The organism is Salisaeta longa DSM 21114 (assembly GCF_000419585.1).
GTDB lineage: Bacteria > Bacteroidota > Rhodothermia > Rhodothermales > Salinibacteraceae > Salisaeta > Salisaeta longa.
The window spans coordinates 923,968-943,689 of sequence record NZ_ATTH01000001.1; the positions used below are offsets into that span (position 1 = coordinate 923,968).

Consider the following 19,722-nt stretch of genomic DNA (forward strand, 5'->3'; position numbering starts at 1 on the left):
TTACCGCTTCCCCTATCCTGCTCCAATTATGGACGAGCAATTTTCGCATCTTGTACAAGTCGAAATTGGTGGTGTACAATCATACATCTTCAATGGAAGCCGGCTCCGAGAGTGGCGGGGGGCCAGTGCACTGCTCGACAAGGCAGAGCGCGTCGACATTTCGACAACCATAGCGGATCTGTCTGACCAAGCAACGATTTTGCGTCAGGGGGGCGGTGTTGTGGTGATCGGTGTGCATCCTGGCGGCGATCCGTCTCGGGTACAACAAGCCATCACGGATGCTTATCGCCGCGCAGCACCTGGCGCCGATGTGTATGGTGCGCAGATACCGCTGTCCGGCACCACCGCCAAAGAAGTGCAAGCAGCACTTTCGAAACTGGCGTTTGCGGTGGAGCGCAATCGCGGGGTAAGCCTGGCACCTGATATGCACGGTGCCCTTCTCGGTCCTATGGAGCGTCCATGCGATAGCTGTGGAGAACGGCCGGCTGCTGTGGCTACTGAAATTGCAGACGATGGGCGTTTGGTTTGTACCATCTGCGACCACAAAGGGCGGTACGGGGGCAACGTGCGCCGGGGAGACGCATCGGCGAGCGTTCTAGAGCGCTTCCAACGGTATTTGGAGACGCAAGACGAAGACGCAGCCGCAGGTTTCCGGGTACAGCCTAAGCACATAGCCTCGAACCTGCCTGATGACTTAAACGCCATCGCGGAAACCGGAGATGCGCTTGCTCTCATTCAAGCAGATGGAAACAGCCTTGGCAAAACCGTACAGTCCCTTACATCTCTTGCGCAGTATGAAGCATTGGCCGACCGCATTGCACGCGCTGTAGAGGAATCCGTGTTCGAGACGCTTGCCCAGCACGGCCCTCAGCCCAGAGCAAACGGAAAAGCCGTGCTTCCGTGGGAGATTCTATTCCTTGGCGGCGATGACATCCTGATTGCAACCGCCGATACCATTGCTGTCGACGTTATCTCGTCGCTTATACAAAGCATTGAGACACGAACACGCGAGGTTTTTGCAGCCCCGCCCTTGGATGCGCTCGACCGGTCGTTTTTGTCGGTGGGTGCCGGGCTCGTTGTTGCCGACGCCCACGTTCCCATTGCTACCCTGCGGACGCTGGCCCACGACCTGGAACGTGAAGCGAAAAAACGAACGTACAGGCGTCAGAACGAAAGCAAAGCCGATGCTGAAATCAGCACAGTTGACTTTCACCGAATCACAGGTTCGGGAAGTGCCTCCATCAACAAAATTAGGACGCAGGCCCTTACGCCGCAGCGCGCCGCAACATACGAGGCGGTGCAATTGACGAAACGGCCGTTTACTTTGGAAGAGTTACGAGACGTTGTAGCAGTTGCAAATGCGTGGAAGTCTGCAGGCCTGCCAAACAACAAGCTGCACGCGCTCCGGCAAAGCGTATTCGAGAGCCCATCCGAGGCGATGCGTACCTGGACCCACACCGTCGGCCGCAGTTCAAGCCAACATGCTGAGGCTTGGATGGACTTCCATCGCTTATTGGAGTCCGCTGATGACGCTACTAGCATACGGCCTCCGTTTGTGATCACGGCGACGGACGGCGCTTCAGAAAACAGCGCAAATGGCGATAAGAAGTGCTTGGAGGCTGCTACGCCTTTGTTGGATGTGCTTGACATCCACGCGCTTCTCTAGTCCTCAGACGCCCAGTGCCCCCATACCTTTCGCCTAACCGATGCCTATGTCTGATCTCCATCACGTTTCGATAGGGCTGACGCTCGCCTTTGACGGTGCCACGCACCTTGGCACCGGACGGGCCGAGGGATTGCTCAACCGCACCGTGTCACGCAGCGCCAACGGGCAACCTTATGTCCCGGGATCGGCGCTCAAGGGCGCACTTCGCATGACTGCTGAACGCATCACCCAACAGTTAAACCACTGCTTGCATGCACCGGGGCTTTCGCCGTCGGAGCGCTTGGGCTATCAGCGGCGCGGGGACGCTATCCTCGATACGCCTTGCCGCGGGCCACGCCCTGAAGAGATGTGCCAGAGCGAGACGCCTTGCATTGTGTGTCGCCTGTTTGGAAATGTGTTTACGGGCAGCCGTCTCCATGTCGATGACGCGTATCCCGTCTCCACCGCTTTCCAAAAGAGCCTTCAGAAATTACGTGAGCGCCAGAATGATGGCGCCTCTGCGGGACGGTCCAGGTTTGGTACGGTCGACGTCATCACGCGGCTTTCCGTTGACCGGCGCCGCAAGGGTGCAAAGTCTGGTGCGCTATTCACCAGCGAATACAGCCGGCCCGAAATGCCTTTCGAAACCCGCATCGAAGGTTCCATTCCCCTGCATCCCCTTGGGGAAGATGGGGCGCCCGCTGAGCTGGTGCTGCTCGCCGCCACGTTGGCTGCCACTGATCAGGTTGGTGGTGAAGCGAGCACCGGGCATGGCCGCTGTACAATTAAAACTGAAACGATCAAGGTCGACGGTACAGCACCGTCTTACGGTGTCGATGCCCTGTTAGCCAAGGAAGCGCTCGAACAGCTCGCCTGGTCGCGTCTCATATAGTCCGTTCGTCTGGGAGCGCCTGCTCATCTTATTTCTCTCTCGGTTCTCTGGAGTATGAAAACGTATTGCCTTCGCCTCACCTTAACGTCGCCCCTAACGGTAAGCAGCAGCCGAGACAACTCGAATCGCTATGAAACGGAACGCTCGGTGCCGCCGGCCACCCTTCGCGGGGCACTTGCCGCTGTGATGAAACAGCATGAGACAGACGCAACGACGATGAACGCACTGTTTGGAGAGACCGGGTGCAGAACGAGTGCGCTCTGCCCCATCGCTCCCCACGCGCCTACGGAAGCATCCGTCGTGCCTGTGCCGCTCACCGTGCGGAGTTGCAAGTTCAAACCCGGCTTCCGCGCCGATGGCCAACATGGCGTTGAGGACGTGTTGGTGGCGGCGCTGCACTTTGCACTGCATGACGATGGCGGGGGGCTGTCGGATGCCCGTCAGTGCCGGCATCCGGAATGCACCCATGTGCTGAAAGCTATGAGCAACTTCACCCGGTACAATCCGGAGGCAAACACCTGGCACAAGCAAGGAGCAAGCGACACCCGAATGCAAGCACATGTGGGCCTCGACCGGCGGCGGCGCGGCGCAGCGTCGGGCATCCTCTATGCACGTGAGGTGCTGAGTGAGCAGACGACTACAAACCATGGCGATTCGCCCGCGCTGCATCCTACGACCATGCAAGCCCACGTGGCGATCCCCGAGGCCCACGCAACGACCCTTAGCGATGCCTTAACACCCGGAACGATCCTTCGCATTGGCGGCGATCGCTCCCGTGGGCTTGGGCGCTGCACGGTTGAACACTTCGACACGGTATCCGCCCGTATGCCAGCCATCAGGGATCGTATTGAGGACTTCAATGCCGCCTGGAAGGCATCATTTGAGGGAACCAACCACCAGCCGAAAGACGGGGTGCTTGTCGTGCTAACACTCGAAACCCCCGCGCTCTTCGTTGACGCCATGCTCCGCCCCAATCTTGCGCCTGACGGCGCGGACCTGCTGCAAGCGGCTCAACCCAGCGCATCGGAAGCGGCTGAAGCCTTGGAAGCGCTGGCACCGGTCCATCAAATCGCGCGCCCCGTGTCGGTCCACGGATGGAATGGCCTCGCCCGCTTCCCCCATGCTAGCGCACAGGGTTTGCAAGCCGGAAGCGTTCTCGTTTTCCGTGCGCACAATATCGACGAGCCCCTTCTCCGTGCACTGGAGCATATCGAGACGCATGGCATCGGCTTGCAACGACACCTAGGGTACGGACGCACCCGCGTGTGCCTGCCGCTCCACACCGACGTTCATGAGCACACCGCGCGTTCCGCTACGGCTCGTTAACATCTGGTCATACGCATTCTTTCAACGCCAACTTCCTCTTGCCATGCCCGATTCCAAACAGCCCACCTACCGCGATGCGCGCCAATATCTGCGGCGCCTCATTGACGAACAAATCGCAACGCGCAGTGATGCGATGTACATGTCTAAGCATTACAACGTGGCTGAACTCGGTGAAAGTGCCGCACAGATCTTTGACAAAACCCAGATGAATGGCCTGGAGCGTTTGGCGCTTAGCGCTTCTACGTTCAGTGAGATTGCGAACTTCATCAAGTCGCAATGCGGGCGCACAACGAGTATTGGAGACGACTGGCGTGAACCGCTGCCTCGGTTTGGCGAATCGTTTGGCCCCTTCCTTTACAAAAGGCTCAGTGAAAAGGTCATCAGCACGGTAGACTCAAATACCAACGATGTGATTGATGCCCTAAAAAAGGGGAAATTGCTCAAGCCACTATTCCATCCAGATGAAAAGAAAAAGGATGGCATAAAGCGCCTCGAAGAGGAAATCAGCCGCCAACTGCGTGTCGGCTACACCCGCGCGTACATCAGCCATGTGGTGGCCCACTATAATTACGCCAAGAGCTTCGAGATGTCGAAGTAACGTGCACGCGTTATTCTCCCCTCAACCGCATACGCCTCATGCCCAGTCCAACTGCTTTACAGGCATCACCCGACGCAACGCTAGACAGCTGGCTCACGCGCACCGACTGGACGCTGCATAAAGAAGCGTCTGATGCAGTAGAAACCGTCGAAGCGCTCCGAGAAGGCGTGCCGGTTGTCAGCAGGTCGCAGCTTCAAGCCATAAAGAATACCGCAAGTCTCTGCGGTAATCCGAAAACGTTCCGGCGCTTCCTAAAAAAACGCAAGCAACGCCGCGCTCGAGACGACAAAAAGAAAAAGGCGGCTTTCTGGGGTGGACTTATGAAGCAAATAAAAGAAGCCGAAAAACATGCGAAAGCGGCAGAGTCAGAGGTAGGGACACTCTCGGCATCAGATAAAATGCGCGTTGTGGCTTCGTACGTTGATCATCTCGTAGCGCACTGCCAGCTTCGATCGAAAAATTAAGTCACTGCTTCAATCCGTCACTTAAACACCAACCACTTATGTCTGACACACCTCGTCACGAATGGACGCTTCAGATGTCACGTCGCATTCGCATCACTGGACGGTTGCGCATGACCAGCGCGCTGCATGTTGGCGGTGGCGTGGGCACTACATCGATAACCGACGCCGGTGTGGTGCGTCATGCCGACGGCCGCCCATACATTCCCGGAAGTAGCCTCAAGGGCGCGCTCCGAAGCCACCTAGAACGTTTGTGCCAGGTTGAAGCGCTTGCCAAAGCAGGAGCCAACAGCTGCTTGCTCTATGCCCCTGGTAAGAAGGGCCCTTCATGGACCCCCACTGCACCGGCATGCCCCACACCTGGGTGGATTGAAAACAAGAAGGACGCTACCGCTGCAAAGGAAGAGGATTTCTCGTCGCTCTGCGCCACCTGCACGTTGTTTGGCAGCCCCATCTTGGCTGGCAAGATACGTATTGGCGACTTGGAGGTAGTGGAGGAGACCTACAACGGGGACGTGGAAATACGGGATGGCGTAGGTATCAACCGCGATACGGGGCGCGCTGTAGATGGCGTGAAGTTTGACTACGAGGTCATCCCATCGGGGACGGCCTTCGCGTTTACGCTTGATGTGGATAGCCCCGATGCTGTTGAGCGTGGACTGGTAGCTGTGGCCATTCGGGAATTGCAAGAGGGCCGGATATCCATTGGCGGCAAAACGACGCGTGGGCTCGGCCATTGCGAGCTGTCGAACATAGCCGTTCAGGATGACGATTTCAGTTCAATTGAAAAAATGGCTAACTATTTCAATTCTAGAGCTGACAACGGAACGTCTGACAGGAAGGTTGACGATCCAAACGACACCATCAATCAATGGATTGTTGCCCTACTGCCTTCGTCTTAATGCCTTCTCATACTCACGTTCTCTCATTCAAGAACAACTGAATCTATGCTCAAAAAACTAGTCAACCAATGCACGTTTGATCTCAAGATCACGACAGAGGAGCCGATCCTTGTGAAAAGCGGTGATGCCGTGGTCAGCGGACCCGACATGACGTTTGTGCGCACCCGCCGCAAGGGCCAACCCGAGCCGTTTCTTCCTGGCAGCAGCCTAAAAGGTACGCTGCGAAGCCATGCCGAGCGCATTGCCCGCACCCTGAAAGATAAAAGCGTGTGTGGCGTCTTCCAAAAGGCAAATGTGGAAGGGTGCAGCTGGGCGCTTGATGATACCAAAACCCCTTCCGACTACGCTGGGTCGTGCCCGGCCTGTCGCCTTTTTGGAAGTTTGCGGTGGAAAGGACGCTTCCGGATTGGAGATGCCTACCTCATCGAGAGTGACCGCAACGTGAAACCCGAATTACGGGACGGTATCGCTATCGACCGTGTAAGCGGCGGCGTAGCGGGTACAGCGAAGTTTGACCTGGAGGTCATGCCGGCAGATGTGACGTTTGAAACGCGACTTGAGATTATAAACTTCGAGACATGGCAACTGGGCTGGATGGCCTACCTCATGCGTGACCTTATGGAGGCGAACCTGCGCGTTGGGACGGGCACGTCGCGCGGCTTGGGGCGCATCCGTGGAGCGCTTGACGCCGTTACGCTCGACTACATTGGAGCCCCTGACGGCATTGACACGCACATCCTGGGCCTTGGCGCACTGACGACAAACGAAGATCGCCAAGCGTACGGCCTGGTTCAAAACGACCGTGTTGAGAGTCCAGCGTTTCTGTCGCCACAGCGCTCGGCCGGGTCGCTGCGGGCACGCGCTCGCATGACAGATGAGGAAGAGCAAATGGCTTTTCTGGCTGCTGTAGCCCCGGCCTTTAACGACTACCTAGCGGCTATACCCTCCGTCCCCGAGCGGCGCTCGTAGGGCTTCGGTCCATGTTCTGATATTCCTTAACTCTCACGGTTCTACTTATGACTCTTCGCAGTTGGACGCGGCCCGCCGATGAGCCGTTGCTTCTTGACTCCACCCCGGAAGATGCTTTTTTCTTAGCTGCATCGCCTGATACTGTCGTGTTTTGTCGTATCGGCGACGGACCCGGTTCTAAGTTTCCGTGGACGCGCATCGATGCGTTTACTGAGGATTGGAACTTGCGCGTGCGCCGGATGGGGGGGCAGGTACGCGCTGTAGCCGCAGGAGCCGTACCGGGCCTTGAAGACTGGGGACCTCCGCACTCAGAAGAATCGCTGGATGATGCACAGTCCTCCGATGCCCGCGCCATCCTGTGGGGGCGCCAAAACGAGGGCGAGACCCTATGGCTTGAACTGCGTGTCCCGCATCTCATGACCCCCAGCAATCATTTGCATCCCCAAGGACACGATGCGGCGCACCGAAATCGCATGATCCGTCGGTATCTCACCATCGTTCGCTACGAACGAAACGGACGCCCCTGCTTCCAACGATACACCGGTGTCGCATATGCCGAGACCGATGCTGAAGACAAGACGTTTGCCCCCCTAGCGGGTTCGTAGCGCTACTTTGCGCCCCCTCACTGCCTGTCCCCCTGACGCCTGTCTGTTATGCCTACTATCGAACCTTTTGACTTCGTGCCGTATCCCAGCGGCAATGCCATTGACTACACCAAAGCAACCGGACATGACCATTTCCAGGGATGCTCTGGCCGGCTGGAATGCGAACTGGAGGCCCTGAGCCCATTTTTGGTGATGGATAGCGAACTCCGAGACGGTTCGAGTCAGAACTCCGCAGTGCAGTTTAAAAAAAACCGAAGCGGTACGTATGTGGTACCCGGCACTTCCCTGAAAGGCTTGGTCCGGAGCGTGTTTGAAGTGCTCTATCCGTCGTGCACGCGCATCAGCGGAGGAAAAACGAAGGTTCCTTCCGCGTTTCGCCCATGCCGGTCGCACCACAAGGTATGTCCTGCGTGTCGTGTGTTTGGCTTCCTGAATGGCGGCACCGTGCTAAAGGGAAAGGTCAACATCGGAACAGCGCATGCCGTGGGCACGCCCGAACTAGGAACAGACCGGCAGCTTATCGGACTGTTCAGACCACATCCGGAGGAGGCAAAATACAACAGGAACGGACATGCCAAAGGATACAAGTTTTACTTTCATCAGCAAGAGGTCAAAACAGCAAATCAGGACAATGACAAAAAGTTTGGGACATGGATCACACCGCTGAAGCCCGGCACCTGCTTTACCTTCTCGGTTACCTTCGAAAACCTGACGGACCGGGAACTCAATGCACTCGTAGCTGCGCTTGTGTTAACGGACCGTGCCACCGATCCGGAAACCGGTGATACGGTTGCTGTACGACACAAATTGGGCTACGGTAAGCCGGCAGGGCTCGGCTCCGTAGCGATTCGTCTCACCGATGTCGAGCTGCAATCGAACGCCCGCAAGGCGTACACCTCGTTCGATCGTTCCCCTCGGGTCCTACAGGAAGGCTCAAGCGAGCTCAAGAAATGGATTGCAAAACGGCAGCAGTTGGTTTTTGGGGATCCCAGCCGAGCCGTACAGCACCTCACACGCATTCTGCGGTACCCGCCCCGCGAAGATGTGACGTATGCGTATGACAAGGGAGCATTTGGGTGAGCCTTGTTGGAAAGCTGTCGTGACGCACATCTGCGAAAAAGCCCTCAGCGAACGCCCAGCAGCTCTTCCCTGTAATTTTTCATCTTAGTCTTTCATTTTATGTCCCAGTCAATCGGCCTCGCGTTTCTTGGAACAGGTGACTACAAAGTGGCACACTATCAGTGGCACGATGCACCGCCTATCAAGACGCGGTATGTACAAATCGCTGTTCAGAAGACCTTTGATCTTGATGGATTTGCCGTTGCCATGACGGAGAGCGCCCGCGCGGCACACGGCGATTCGCTTGCGTCGTGTATGGCAGAGCAGGGCGTTGCCTTGCAGGACCTTACGATTCCTGCGGGCAATAACGAAGACGAGTGGTGGGCCATGTTCGAGACCATTGTTGACGCCATTCCATCCGATGCGCGCCTAACCATCGACGTTACCCACGGCTTCCGGTCGCAACCGCTCATCGCACTCGCGATTGCCGTCTACTTGGAAGCAGCCACCCATGTTACGGTTGAGCGCATTGTGTATGGCTCCTTCCGCGGCGCCCACAAAGACGCCCCCATTCTCGATCTTACGCCGTTCCTCGACCTGATTGAGTGGAGCGTGGCGGCCCGGCAGTTTCTCCGTGACGGAAGTGCTGCGCAACTGGCCCGCCTGTTGAAAGAGGCGCAGGCGCAAGCCCATAAAACCGATGCCGACGTGAAGCCTGAGCACGCGCAACGTACCGGCAACCAATTGGACGGCCTAACGTCTGCGTTTGCTGTTGTGCGTCCTGCCGAGATTGCCCAGGAGCGGGCTTCCGCGTTGCACGCAGCGCTTGAAGACTTGCAGGATGATGTGGCACGCATTAAGGCGCTGCGTCCGCTGTCGTTTCTTCTTACGCGGATCCAGGAGCGCGTTGCGCCCATGCAGGCCGCCTCGCTCTACACCCGTGAAGGGTTCATGGCCCAGCGCGAGATGATGGATTTCTTCTTGCAAACCCAGCAGTTGCAACAGGCTGTTACGTTGGCCCGTGAAGCGCTTATCTCGCACCAGGCCCTACAGATGGGGCTTAGCCCTGAGCCCGTGCCGCAAGAGGCATGGGACGGCTGCGGTCGAGACCGCGCCACCGACTATCTTGGAGCCCTGGCAGATCAGCACACGGGGCGATCCGCGGAAGAAAAATCCCTTGGGGATTTGTGGACCCGCCTCACCGGCATTCGCAACGACATCAACCATGCGGGCATGAATGCACAACCCAAAAAGGCCATGACGCTCGCCCGCAATGCCAAGGCCGTTGTTGAGGATGTGCAAACGTACCTCCAGAACCACCCCGCTTAAGCACGTTTACATCGTTCCGCTCACTTCGCTTTCCCACAGGTATGGCAACAGAACAACTCCTTTTGCTATTGGGCAAGGGCCCCGCTGATGTTGCAACCGTCCAAACCGGCGGTTACCGGCAAGCGACGTATTTTCGGTCCGAGTACCCCGGCGAGAATGTTCAAACACCTTTTGTGGGGGAAGCACTGGCGAGCCTCTATCCGGATCGCTTTGACACCATTCACATCCTGGGCACCCCCGACGCCATGTGGGACGTGCTCCTCCAACACTACGACGGAACTCTGGAGGACGAACAGCTAATCGAGCAGCTGCTCGCACTGGAAGACCAGCAGCCCACAGCCTTGCCTTCTCCGCTGCGAGACCGCATCCAGCACGCTGTGGGCGTGGCGTTCGATACGCGCATCGAAACGCACCTCATACCCATCGGCACTTCACCTGCAGCCTACTGGGACATCCTGGAGCGGCTGACGGCGCTCAACATTACAGGCGGAGCGGTGTCCATCGACATCACGCACTCCCTGCGATCGCATCCGTTGTTTTTACTGCTGGCGCTGGTATACCTCCGCTCGCTCCATTCGAGCCTGGAGCTTGGATCGGTCTTTTACGGAGCACTTGCGCTTACCAACAAATACTTTGATGGGAAAACTCCCATCTTCGACCTTCGGCCCATGGTGAAACTCCTGGACTGGACAGAAGCGGCCACGGCTTTCGAACGGTACGGCGACGCGGCTCCTATCGCACGCCTCATTCAGTCGGGCGATGCCTTCGAGGATCTGGCCAAACGGGCCACATTTGTCTCTCAGGTCCTACAGCTCAATACCCTTTCGAGAGTGCAAACCAACACGCACAAGCTCATTGGATTGCTCGATGCTGTAGAGGACGAGGCCTCGCCGCTGTTAGCAATGATTCGTCCCAAACTGCGCGCGCTCCCGCAAGCCCTTCAGGGCGTACCGCGCTGGCAGGCCATGCTTACCGTTGCCCGGCAACACTGGACATCGTACCGGGCCGGATCGGCTGTGTTGGCGCTCTGGGAGGCTATTATCGACCGACTCGCCCTGGCATACGACCTGCTGGACGCAGATCCAACAAAGACGTACCGGGCCCTCCGGCCCATTGCCTGCGGCCAAGGCACCACCCGTTGGTTTCAGCAGCAAGGACTCGGGCGTTTTCCCAAACGTGCCGAACAGCTCCGCGAATATCGCAACGGCATTGCCCATCCACGCGAGCAAGACTATGAGCCGCCGGAGGTGTATGATCACTTTCCGGGGCTGCTGTCATACTTTGAGGAGCACCTTGGCAGCGTCGTGCTGGATCGGTTGCCCGACGATAAGCCGGTGTCGTTGTAGCGGGGATGCACGCGCAGTGGGCGGTTATAGCCAGAGATTTGGTGCGTGCGTACCCGGCGTTCTCCGGTGTTAAAACGGCAAATCGTCGTCCGGAGCAAACGAGTCGTCTGTAGCATCTGTAGCCCCGTCATTGTCCGAGGTATCAGATGCGTTATCGGTATCGGTACCAAATGCGTCGAAGTCGTCCCAGGCAGTGCTCCCCCGGAAGCTGGATGACGTACCGTCGTAGCCATAGGAATCGTAGGCTAAGCACCCACAGCTGATGGGATGCCCGCACGCCCCACAGCAGGGCTGGGTGTCGTTTGTGTCGTCGTAAAAGATGTCGCAGTGGGGGCACATGGGCATGGCAGGCATCGGCTGTTTGGCGTGAGTATCGTTCGAGTCCCTGCTATGGGCGCACCACGCGGCGGTGCCTGGCATTGAAATACGGACGGCTGCTCTTGAATTCAGGAGATGCTTTTGTGGGCAGTGGCGCTAACTACCCGCCCAGCCGCCGCGTTACGGTTGAGCGAACGAGATGGTGCGGGTGCTGTCGGAGAAGGGACGCCCCAGACTGATGACGCCTGCTGATTGCAGCGGAAGGGTGTCGCGGTGCACAAAGATGGGCACGCCCCCGTCGAGGCGCACGTAGGTGCCGTTCGAGCTCATGTCTTTCAGAATAAACGAGCGGCCCTTCGGCTCGATGGTTGCGTGGTGCCGCGACACGCGGGTGTCTTGTACCTGCAAGTCGTTGCGCGTGCTACGGCCCAGGGTAAACGGTCCATGGATCGTAACGGTGGTTTCTCCCATCGACAACTTCAGCGCGGGCGTTGCCGTGGGCGCACTGCGTTGGATGACCGTGAGGCCTGTTTGATTTTCGTTTGCAAGCAGCTCAACCGGTTCCAGACCATCGGCTTTGCCCTTCAAACGTGTTTCGGGCAGCACGCGGTGCGGGGGGGCCTGAAGCCCAGCGGGCAGTTGCCGAAGGACGGCTTGCGTTGTAATGATCTGCTGCGGCTTGGCCCATTCCACGAGCCGCGCGGCCGTATTTACACAGTCGCCGTACACGTCGTCCTCGGCCTGCACCACCGGGCCGTAGTGCAGGCCCACGTAGATGGCATGATCCAACTCTTTGCGCATGACAAGCGCAGCATCGACGGCATCAAACGGCCGCTGAAAGGTGCTCAACACCTCGTCGCCAATGGTCTTCACCACCGTGCCGTTGTGCTGACGGGTGATGGTTTTCATTGCATTCAGAAGCTCCTGGATGCGAGCCTGCGCCGCTGCATCGCCAAGTGTCTCGTAAAGCTGGGTGCTGCCGCAAAGGTCGGCAAAGAGTACGGTGGCATGGGCTGTAGACGACGCGGCCGCAGGGGGAGAGGAGGACATGATTCGCAGACAGACTGTTGCTTGTATGGTGCGACCTATTTAACCAGCAAGATTCATGCCCGCGGTATACAGCACGTTAGTCTTAGTCCCACGCCTTTAAGGTGCAACGGAAATAGTTGAAGGGAATGACGTTCGATGTGGCGGGCGCTATGTAAACGTCAGCCGTCGACCTTTTCCCATTGACGTGTGTCGTCGTCCTCGGCAACGATAGCAAAGCAACCGTTGTATCCAGCCACGGTTTTTACGCCCACGACCGGTGCGCCTGATGCAGGCTTCCAATATTTGAGCGTCGCCAAGGTGGCCGGTTCTTTTCCGCCGGCGCTTTTGTCGCGTGAACGCCCCGACAGCTCCACAACCCCGACGCCACGCGAACCACCAGCGACAAATAGCCGGTCGGCACCAAACGACACGTCATGCAGAGGCGGTGTTTTATCGTCCTCACGTTTGGCGGAGCTTCTCCATAGGTATCGCTCCTTGAGCGTCTTTTTATCCAGGAGACTTAGAAAGTAGCCGACGTTTCCGTGATTAACTCCTTTGGAGCCGAGTGCCATCCAACGGCTATTTGCGGCAGCACAAAAAGTCTGCTCGTAGGTGGTGTGAAACCTGAGCTTTTCGGCCTTCTGGAAGTTCGGTTTGGTTGGATCACGGGCATCGTAGATGAGGATCCATTTTGGCAATATAAGATCATCGACCGCCAAGAGCCGGTTGCCGTCGCGGAAGAGCGCATCTACGGTCTTACCAGATTTGCACACAGGGGGCGGCACCGCGACTTGGGTCCAGCTAGCATGCGGCGTTCCGAGCGTGCACCGCCACAACAGCGCGCGCTTGTCATTCTTGGCCCGACCGCCAACGTATACTTGCGACCCAATGACGTTGACGCAGTGGCCGCGACACCCCTTCGGCAGGTGCGGACCGCTACGCACGGGCTCTAGCTTCTCACCGGCGAGGGTCCACGTCTTCACCTTCTTGCCCGCTTGCGTGAGCGCAGAAATGACGGATCGCTCCTGATCGATGTGCACGATTGCGTCCACGTCAGCATCCAGGGGTGCTAGGTAGGCAAGGTCGTTACTGATCCACCGATACAACCCCAGTTGCCGTCCTTTCGGTAAAACAACCATCGCATTGGTCGAGCGGAATTGCAAGAGCTTCGTTTTGATGCTCGCAAAGAGATGCTAAAATGCCACCGGTTTCAATCCTCTTGGAATGGAGGCAAGACTTCCGACCCCTCACAATTAACGAAGGACAAACCGTGAATTTTGAGGTTTCAATCCTCTTGGAATGGAGGCAAGACTTCCGACAGGAGAATTTCATCGCGGAGCTTGAAACGCTCATGCCCGCCCCGTTTCAATCCTCTTGGAATGGAGGCAAGACTTCCGACGGTACCTGAAGGAGAGGTGAATACCGGTGCGAAAGACAGCTGTTGCGGCCGCTGCAAGCCGTTGGTCGTAGCTCGGAGGCGTCATTTCTGCAGACCCTTTTCTAGCATGCGCTTGCTTCATGGCTTTTGGTGAAGCCATCATGAAGGCATTTTGCGCAATCCTATGTAAAAGAACACGTTACGCGTGTGCTGCAGCCCCCCACCTTGAGCGGACATTTTAGGTCTGCAATGCGCGCTGAATGCAATGGCTGTGCACTGAATTCAATATCACACGAGAGTAGGGTATGTAAGCGGCTGGAGAATGTCAAGCGCCACGGCTCGCTTTTTTGTGCGCGGTGGGCTGACGGGCGCAGAGGGTTGCCCGGCTGCGGAGATTGCGCTTTCAGCATGACCTAAAGGCCCCCACGCTCACTGCGTTCGCTCGCAATGACAATAGTGGTTGATGAAAAACAGAGCGTTGATGGTTCAGATGGTTGTTCGGGGTGGTGTGATCAAACTGCACGCGCAACGCACGAAAACAGCAAATTCCTCTCTTGTCATCGCGAGGACTGAAGGGCCTTGGTCATGCCACTGGTGCGAAGTGAAGGACGCGGCGATCTCCATGTGCAGGCAGAAACGCTTTGTTGCGGAGATTGCGCTTTCAGCATGACCTTCGGCCTCCCCTCCAGGATGACCGAAAGACCCCACCTACGGCATGACCTTGCGCCCCCTTCCGGAATGACCGAAAGGCCTGGCTTTCAGTATGAGCTTCTCTTCGGGAATGAGCTCAAACGTTTAGGGGGCGCTTAACGTTACGCGCTCACACGATGAGCGTATCGGTTGTGCCAGGCAATGCCATGGACGGGCCATGCTGGCGTACTTGATCGAGGCACCCTTTACAGATGGGCAGCGTCACAAGGCGGTCGCAGCTGAGATCCATGACCGAACGGGCCTGTCCTTGGAGCCGATCAATGGCCTGAAACGAGCACGCGCACAGAAACACGCTGTATTGCAGGCGGCGTCCATAGTCTTCACACAGCGTCGCCACCTGGCGCAATCGTTTGGGGTCGCAGATGTCGTACGCAACAAGCCAAAGCATATCGAAAAAGTACCATAGGAAATAAAACAGAACCGGCCGTGTGCTAGCGCAGGCGGAATGCACGGTAGCGGATCGACGGATCTTCAAGCACGCGCGCTAGGCGGCGGGCTTGTGCCTCAAACGCCCGGTGATAAGGCAGCGCTTGCTTCATGCCCGGAAGCGTAACAGACTGGGCGCGGCGGCGTCCGTATGCTTTATATACCGCCTTACGTCCCAGACCCGTGAGGTAAATGCCGCCATTTTTGGGATGGAAATGGTTGGCGCGCACCGTTCCACGATTGATAAGAGCAAGCACCACCGAGTCGGCCACCGCCGGGCGAAAGGCTTCCATGAGATCAAGCACGGCCGCCGGTGTGTAGGGGCGCGGGCGATGCAACAATCCCAACTGCGCATCCAATCCGGCGATGCTGCATGCCGATGCTACATCGTTTTGTAGCAAGCTGTAGGTAAAGCCGAGCAGTGCATTGACGGCATCTTTAGGGGGACGGCGCGTACGCTTTGTGAAGCAAAAGGCGGGATCGTCGGATTGCAACAGATCGGGCCATACCGAAAAATAGGCGCGCGTGGCAGCCCCCTCCATCCCGCGCAGCTCGTCGTCTGTCGTAGCGGCTCCGAGGCGACGCTGGAAGCTGTGGATGGAGCGCACCGCGGCATCGAGCGCTGCCGAAGGGGCCTTTCGGTGACGCCGCTTGAGGCGGTGGGCCATGTTGTGAAGTTTGGCACCAACGAAGGCCCGCGCCAGATGCAGACGCTGGGCGTCGTTTTGCTGCACGTTGTACTGGGCAAGCCGCAATGATACGTGGCCCGCTTGAGGCGTGGTGAGGTAGCCCTTGACCTTTCCGTAACGAGACAGAAGCACCACGCGAATGCCGCGTTGCAAACTCAGCCGCAGAGCGGGCATCGTGCAATGAACACGCCCCACAAGTGCTAACGCATCGATCTCGGGGATGGGCACTTGCGCGATCTGCTCGGTTCCTTCAGCGGTATGCACGTCAACGATGAAGTGCTGGCTGCGCTTTCGCACAACGGCCCCAGCGGTGTCAACGTAGAGGGTGCGACGAATGCCTTTGCTCGGCCGCACGGTGCTATTGGCAGCGGTGCGCGAACGAGTGGGCGACGGGGTGGGCGCAAGGGATGCAGGGGCGTGCGACATGGCGCGAGCGGCGATGGTCTGTCAACGAACGATCACGCCCTCCTACGGGGCGACGAGTTCTCCGATCGTGTCGCTGATTTTCAAGCGGCAGCAGCATCATTCATACGTCGTGCGCTGAATTCGATACGCACCCTGGGGGCTGCGCTGCCAGATGTACAAAGCCAACACCACTACCTAAGCGCTGCTTCCCAGTTACACAGGACTGTGAGTAGCAGGTAGGCAATGCCCCTGAACGCGTCGCCGCTGTGCTTGACGCAATAGAGTATCACTGCAAATTAGAACAGCTCGTACGCTTCTTCACGCACATGTCTTGCGCAGATAGACGACCCAAACGTCCGAGCATTTATTTTTTGCAATAACGGTTTTATGAGGGGTGAAAAGTTTTTGGGATACGAGTGACGAGTCAAATACATACAGTACCAGGCCGCATCGTAGCCAAATAAGCGCCTTGGGGGACTGTTAGGTCGCAGCCGTCACCCCTCTCAGGCATAGCTACTGTACAGTTTCAGGGCCAGCACGATCCGTTTCAATCCTCTTGGAATGGAGGCAAGACTTCCGACCGGAAAGCAGTGCAGTGGTACAAAGAGCACGCTCCTAAAGACGCGTTTCAATCCTCTTGGAATGGAGGCAAGACTTCCGACCTTCGAAGGAACTCTGTTCTCCGCCAAGGAGGACATCACCGTGTTTCAATCCTCTTGGAATGGAGGCAAGACTTCCGACTCATCTTTCCTTGATCGGGTCAATGGCCTTGAAGATGGCGGTTTCAATCCTCTTGGAATGGAGGCAAGACTTCCGACACGCCGCCGTAGTAAGCGGCGTCGCGACCAGCGCCGTAATGGGTTTCAATCCTCTTGGAATGGAGGCAAGACTTCCGACGGTACCTGAAGGAGAGGTGAATACCGGTGCGAAAGGCAGCGGTTGCGGCCGCTGCAGGCCGTTGGTCGTAGCTCGGATACGTTAATTCCGCAGACCCTGTTCTAGCATGCGCTTGCTTCATGGCTTTTGGTGAAGCCGCCATGAAGGCGTTTTGCGCAACCCTATGTAAAAGAACACCTTGCGCGTGTGCCGCAGACCCCCCGCCTTGAGCGGACATTTGAGGTCTGCAATGCGCGTTGAATGCAATGGCTGTGCACTGAATTCAATATCACACGAGAGTAGGGTATGTAAGCGGCTGGAGAATGTCAAGCGCCGCGGCTCGCTTTTTTGTGCGCGGTGGGCTGACGGGCGCAGAGGGTTGCCCGGCTGCGGAGATTGCCCGGCTGCGGAGATTGCGCTTTCAGCATGACCTAAAGGCCCCCACGTCGCTCCGCTCCTCGCAATGACAACAGTGGTTGATGAAAAATGGAGCGTTGATGGTTCAGATGGTTGTTCGCGGTGGTCTGCCCATCTGCACGCGCAACGCATCCAGACTGCCCCCTCTGCTCTTGGCATTGGTTGGCCCTCCAACGCAAGTTAGCGGACCGCTCGCAGGCCCACCGGCGGGCGGCGCCGGCGAGCGGGCGGGCACAGGGCCGGCGGCAGGTGGGGCATCAGCTCTACGTCTTGCCGGTACGTCCACCCGTTGGCTTCGTGTACAAACGACCCTACGGCATCGCTCAGCGACGGGCCCGGTGCCACCACCTCCACGACGGCCCGCGTGCGGGTAAGCGCTACGTGCAGGCGCTTCCGATCGCGCGGCGCGGGCGGCACCGCGGGAAGTACCACAATCACCACGTCGGCCTCCCAGCCCTTAAAGCTGTGCACGGTGCACACCTTCAGGCGTGGGTCGAGCGACCAAAAGGCGTGCTTGCGCGACTTGTCTTCGTCCGGATTTTCAACGCACACCGTGCAAGGATCCAGGTTCACCGTTTGCAGGCGCTCTTCCAGCACCAATCCGGTGGCGTGGGTATCCACCAACATGGCAATTTGGCTCGGGTTGATGCCGTGATGGATGTGCTTGCGCGCAATGGCAACGGCGGTATCCAGCAGCCGATCGGGGGCCGCGACGGTCCACACGGCTTCTGGGGTCGGACGGTCGTCAAAGTCGAGCGCTAGCTGCTGGGCTTCGGTAAGCACGGGCGCTGTGCCCTCGGGCGGCGGCCACGTATGCGCCACCGCGTTCAGGGCATCGTGCAGCGCCGGCGGTACCCGGGCGGTGCCCTCTAGCGCGTGCGTGGTGGGGGCTTCACGGAAGTGCTCGGCGGCCGCGTTCACGGCATGCCCGTATATGCGCTGCCGGGCATCGGCTGCCATGGCCACGCGTACATCATCCGTAAGCACCGGATCGAGGCTTCGCATCCAATCAGCGCCCCAGTCCTGCCCTTCATCAACGAGCAGCACGTCGTAAGGCCCAAATATCTCGCCTTTTTCTACGGCATGGCGAATATTTTTTGCGTTCTCTGGCTCAAGCAGGTACTCGTGTAACGCGCGTTCATCCTCGTCCTCGTTGTCAAAATTTACTCCAATGGACTTCAGCAGATTGTACGCGAAGCGATGGTAGTGGATTATCATGAGCCCATTCATGGCGCGGGTGTAGCGCGCGGCCAGCTCATCGTTGATGCGGCGGCGCAGCTCGGCTTTGCCCATGGCGCGGCGCTCGGACGCGGTAAACACCTGGCCCTCACGAACGACCCCTCGCACGGCACGGGCCACCATGTCGCGCACATAATGCCACAGGGTGATGTTAAAGCCGAGCATGAGCACGGTGGCATCCTCCCGCAGGAGAGCGCGGGCGGCGCGGCGCGCCAACACCAAGGTTTTGCCGCTGCCCGCAGGGCCGGTAATCAGGAGGCGATGGGCTGTGCTGCGAGCCGCTGCTTGCTGCTGGGGTGTGAGCTGTAGCGGACGGTTTTGCTGCACCTCGTCGGGCGTGGGGTGCAACTGCTGGTGTAGCACCTCGTGCCAGGGCCGCTCGATGCCGATGGAGGCAAAGACGTCCTCGATCGTGCGTACGTGCTGGCTGGGAGTCCCCACGGCGTACCCCAGAATGGGAATGAGGGTGGAGAGGTCGTCCGTCGCCAACGTGGCCCGGCTGGCCAGTCCGTAATGCCGGGCCTGCGATCCATGCCGTTCGTACATCCGGTCGCGCACGCCCTCAATGGCCTTCCGCGAGGCCCGCGTGAGAAACACCCCGGCCCGCGCAAACCCAAACAGTTTCGTATTTTCCGACTGGGCCTGCCCCGCCGGCGGAAGCAGCGTTTGGAAGAGCGCCCGGCGCGCCCCATCGGCCTGATCGACCGGGTCGCCGATGGGATGACGCTCCGTCCCATCTTTTACGTACCATCCGTCGGCCGTAATTTTGTACGCGCTCATCTGGTAATCCTTCACCTCAAGAACCTGCACACCGGCGCGCGGATGCACAAGCACCACATCGGGGCGCGTGCCGCCCACGTGGGGCTGCAGGTAAATCTTCCAGTCGTCCGGCAGCCGCTCGATGAGCGTTTCGGCCAGCCACCGCTCGCCGGTGGTCAGCGGCGTGCGCAGCATGTTCCAGTCGTCGGGGGCGGGGTAGCAGTGGGCCATAACAATCGGATAGGTTGGGGTGGTGTGGGCTACGATCGGGAAGGGATATGGGCACGAGCCGCCCGAGTCGCCCGGTTGGCAATTCAGAAGGGCCGATCTGAATTCAACGGCG

17 protein-coding genes and 1 CRISPR repeat array are annotated in these 19,722 nt (G+C 58.4%); of the genes, 11 read left to right on the forward strand and 6 right to left on the reverse strand.

Annotation, left to right across the window (positions count from 1 at the left end):
* The first annotated feature begins 28 nt into the window (after positions 1-28).
* The 11 genes from SALLO_RS0103890 (at position 29) to csx2 (ending at position 11,132) form a co-directional block, all read left to right on the forward strand.
* Positions 29-1,666 (forward strand): Cas10/Cmr2 second palm domain-containing protein, encoded by a 1,638-nt coding sequence (locus tag SALLO_RS0103890; protein ID WP_022835008.1) that lies wholly within the window; start codon positions 29-31, stop codon positions 1,664-1,666.
* 46 nt (positions 1,667-1,712) lie between these two features.
* Positions 1,713-2,537 (forward strand): RAMP superfamily CRISPR-associated protein, encoded by an 825-nt coding sequence (locus SALLO_RS0103895; RefSeq protein ID WP_022835009.1) that lies wholly within the window; start codon positions 1,713-1,715, stop codon positions 2,535-2,537.
* Between the two features lie 300 nt (positions 2,538-2,837).
* On the forward strand, positions 2,838-3,863 hold the full coding sequence (locus SALLO_RS0103900; RefSeq protein ID WP_169577880.1) for a type III-B CRISPR module-associated Cmr3 family protein: 1,026 nt from the start codon (positions 2,838-2,840) through the stop codon (positions 3,861-3,863).
* 43 nt (positions 3,864-3,906) lie between these two features.
* The gene (locus SALLO_RS0103905) at positions 3,907-4,461 is read left to right on the forward strand and encodes a hypothetical protein (protein WP_022835011.1); all 555 of its coding nucleotides are present in this window, start codon (positions 3,907-3,909) and stop codon (positions 4,459-4,461) included.
* A 38-nt stretch (positions 4,462-4,499) separates the two neighbouring features.
* A complete protein-coding gene (locus SALLO_RS18375; protein WP_157621211.1) occupies positions 4,500-4,925 on the forward strand; it encodes a hypothetical protein in 426 nt (141 codons plus the stop codon).
* 38 nt (positions 4,926-4,963) lie between these two features.
* On the forward strand, positions 4,964-5,824 hold the full coding sequence (csx7, locus tag SALLO_RS0103910) for a type III CRISPR-associated RAMP protein Csx7 (RefSeq protein WP_084696143.1): 861 nt from the start codon (positions 4,964-4,966) through the stop codon (positions 5,822-5,824).
* Between the two features lie 45 nt (positions 5,825-5,869).
* A complete protein-coding gene (locus SALLO_RS15085; protein WP_022835013.1) occupies positions 5,870-6,793 on the forward strand; it encodes an RAMP superfamily CRISPR-associated protein in 924 nt (307 codons plus the stop codon).
* Between the two features lie 47 nt (positions 6,794-6,840).
* Complete coding sequence (locus SALLO_RS18380) at positions 6,841-7,398, forward strand: calponin homology domain-containing protein (protein WP_157621214.1); 558 nt, start codon at positions 6,841-6,843, stop codon at positions 7,396-7,398.
* Between the two features lie 48 nt (positions 7,399-7,446).
* Positions 7,447-8,478 (forward strand): RAMP superfamily CRISPR-associated protein, encoded by a 1,032-nt coding sequence (locus SALLO_RS18090; protein ID WP_084696144.1) that lies wholly within the window; start codon positions 7,447-7,449, stop codon positions 8,476-8,478.
* Positions 8,479-8,577: 99 nt separating this feature from the next.
* The gene (locus tag SALLO_RS0103925; RefSeq protein WP_028566874.1) at positions 8,578-9,786 is read left to right on the forward strand and encodes a TM1812 family CRISPR-associated protein; all 1,209 of its coding nucleotides are present in this window, start codon (positions 8,578-8,580) and stop codon (positions 9,784-9,786) included.
* A gap of 41 nt (positions 9,787-9,827) precedes the next feature.
* Positions 9,828-11,132: a TIGR02221 family CRISPR-associated protein gene (csx2, locus tag SALLO_RS0103930; RefSeq protein ID WP_040605718.1), complete on the forward strand. Its 1,305-nt coding sequence runs from the start codon at positions 9,828-9,830 to the stop codon at positions 11,130-11,132.
* 69 nt (positions 11,133-11,201) lie between these two features.
* On the opposite strand, the gene SALLO_RS0103935 is transcribed toward csx2, so the two are convergent.
* The 6 genes from SALLO_RS0103935 to SALLO_RS0103960 all read right to left on the reverse strand — a co-directional run bounded on the left by SALLO_RS0103935 (position 11,202) and on the right by SALLO_RS0103960 (position 19,610).
* Entirely contained in the window at positions 11,202-11,477 is a 276-nt protein-coding gene (locus SALLO_RS0103935) for a hypothetical protein (protein WP_157621217.1), read from the reverse strand.
* Between the two features lie 153 nt (positions 11,478-11,630).
* Entirely contained in the window at positions 11,631-12,500 is an 870-nt protein-coding gene (locus SALLO_RS0103940) for an adenylate/guanylate cyclase domain-containing protein (RefSeq protein ID WP_022835018.1), read from the reverse strand.
* Between the two features lie 158 nt (positions 12,501-12,658).
* Positions 12,659-13,642: a hypothetical protein gene (locus SALLO_RS0103945; protein WP_157621220.1), complete on the reverse strand. Its 984-nt coding sequence runs from the start codon at positions 13,640-13,642 to the stop codon at positions 12,659-12,661.
* Positions 13,643-14,677: 1,035 nt separating this feature from the next.
* On the reverse strand, positions 14,678-14,956 hold the full coding sequence (gene cas2 / locus SALLO_RS15090; RefSeq protein WP_022835020.1) for a CRISPR-associated endonuclease Cas2: 279 nt from the start codon (positions 14,954-14,956) through the stop codon (positions 14,678-14,680).
* Positions 14,957-14,999: 43 nt separating this feature from the next.
* Complete coding sequence (gene cas1, locus SALLO_RS15095; RefSeq protein ID WP_022835021.1) at positions 15,000-16,109, reverse strand: CRISPR-associated endonuclease Cas1; 1,110 nt, start codon at positions 16,107-16,109, stop codon at positions 15,000-15,002.
* Positions 16,110-16,632: 523 nt separating this feature from the next.
* Positions 16,633-16,985: a CRISPR direct-repeat array (repeat unit 37 nt; unit sequence GTTTCAATCCTCTTGGAATGGAGGCAAGACTTCCGAC).
* A 576-nt stretch (positions 16,986-17,561) separates the two neighbouring features.
* Entirely contained in the window at positions 17,562-19,610 is a 2,049-nt protein-coding gene (locus tag SALLO_RS0103960) for a nuclease-related domain-containing DEAD/DEAH box helicase (RefSeq protein WP_022835022.1), read from the reverse strand.
* Positions 19,611-19,722 lie beyond the last annotated feature (112 nt).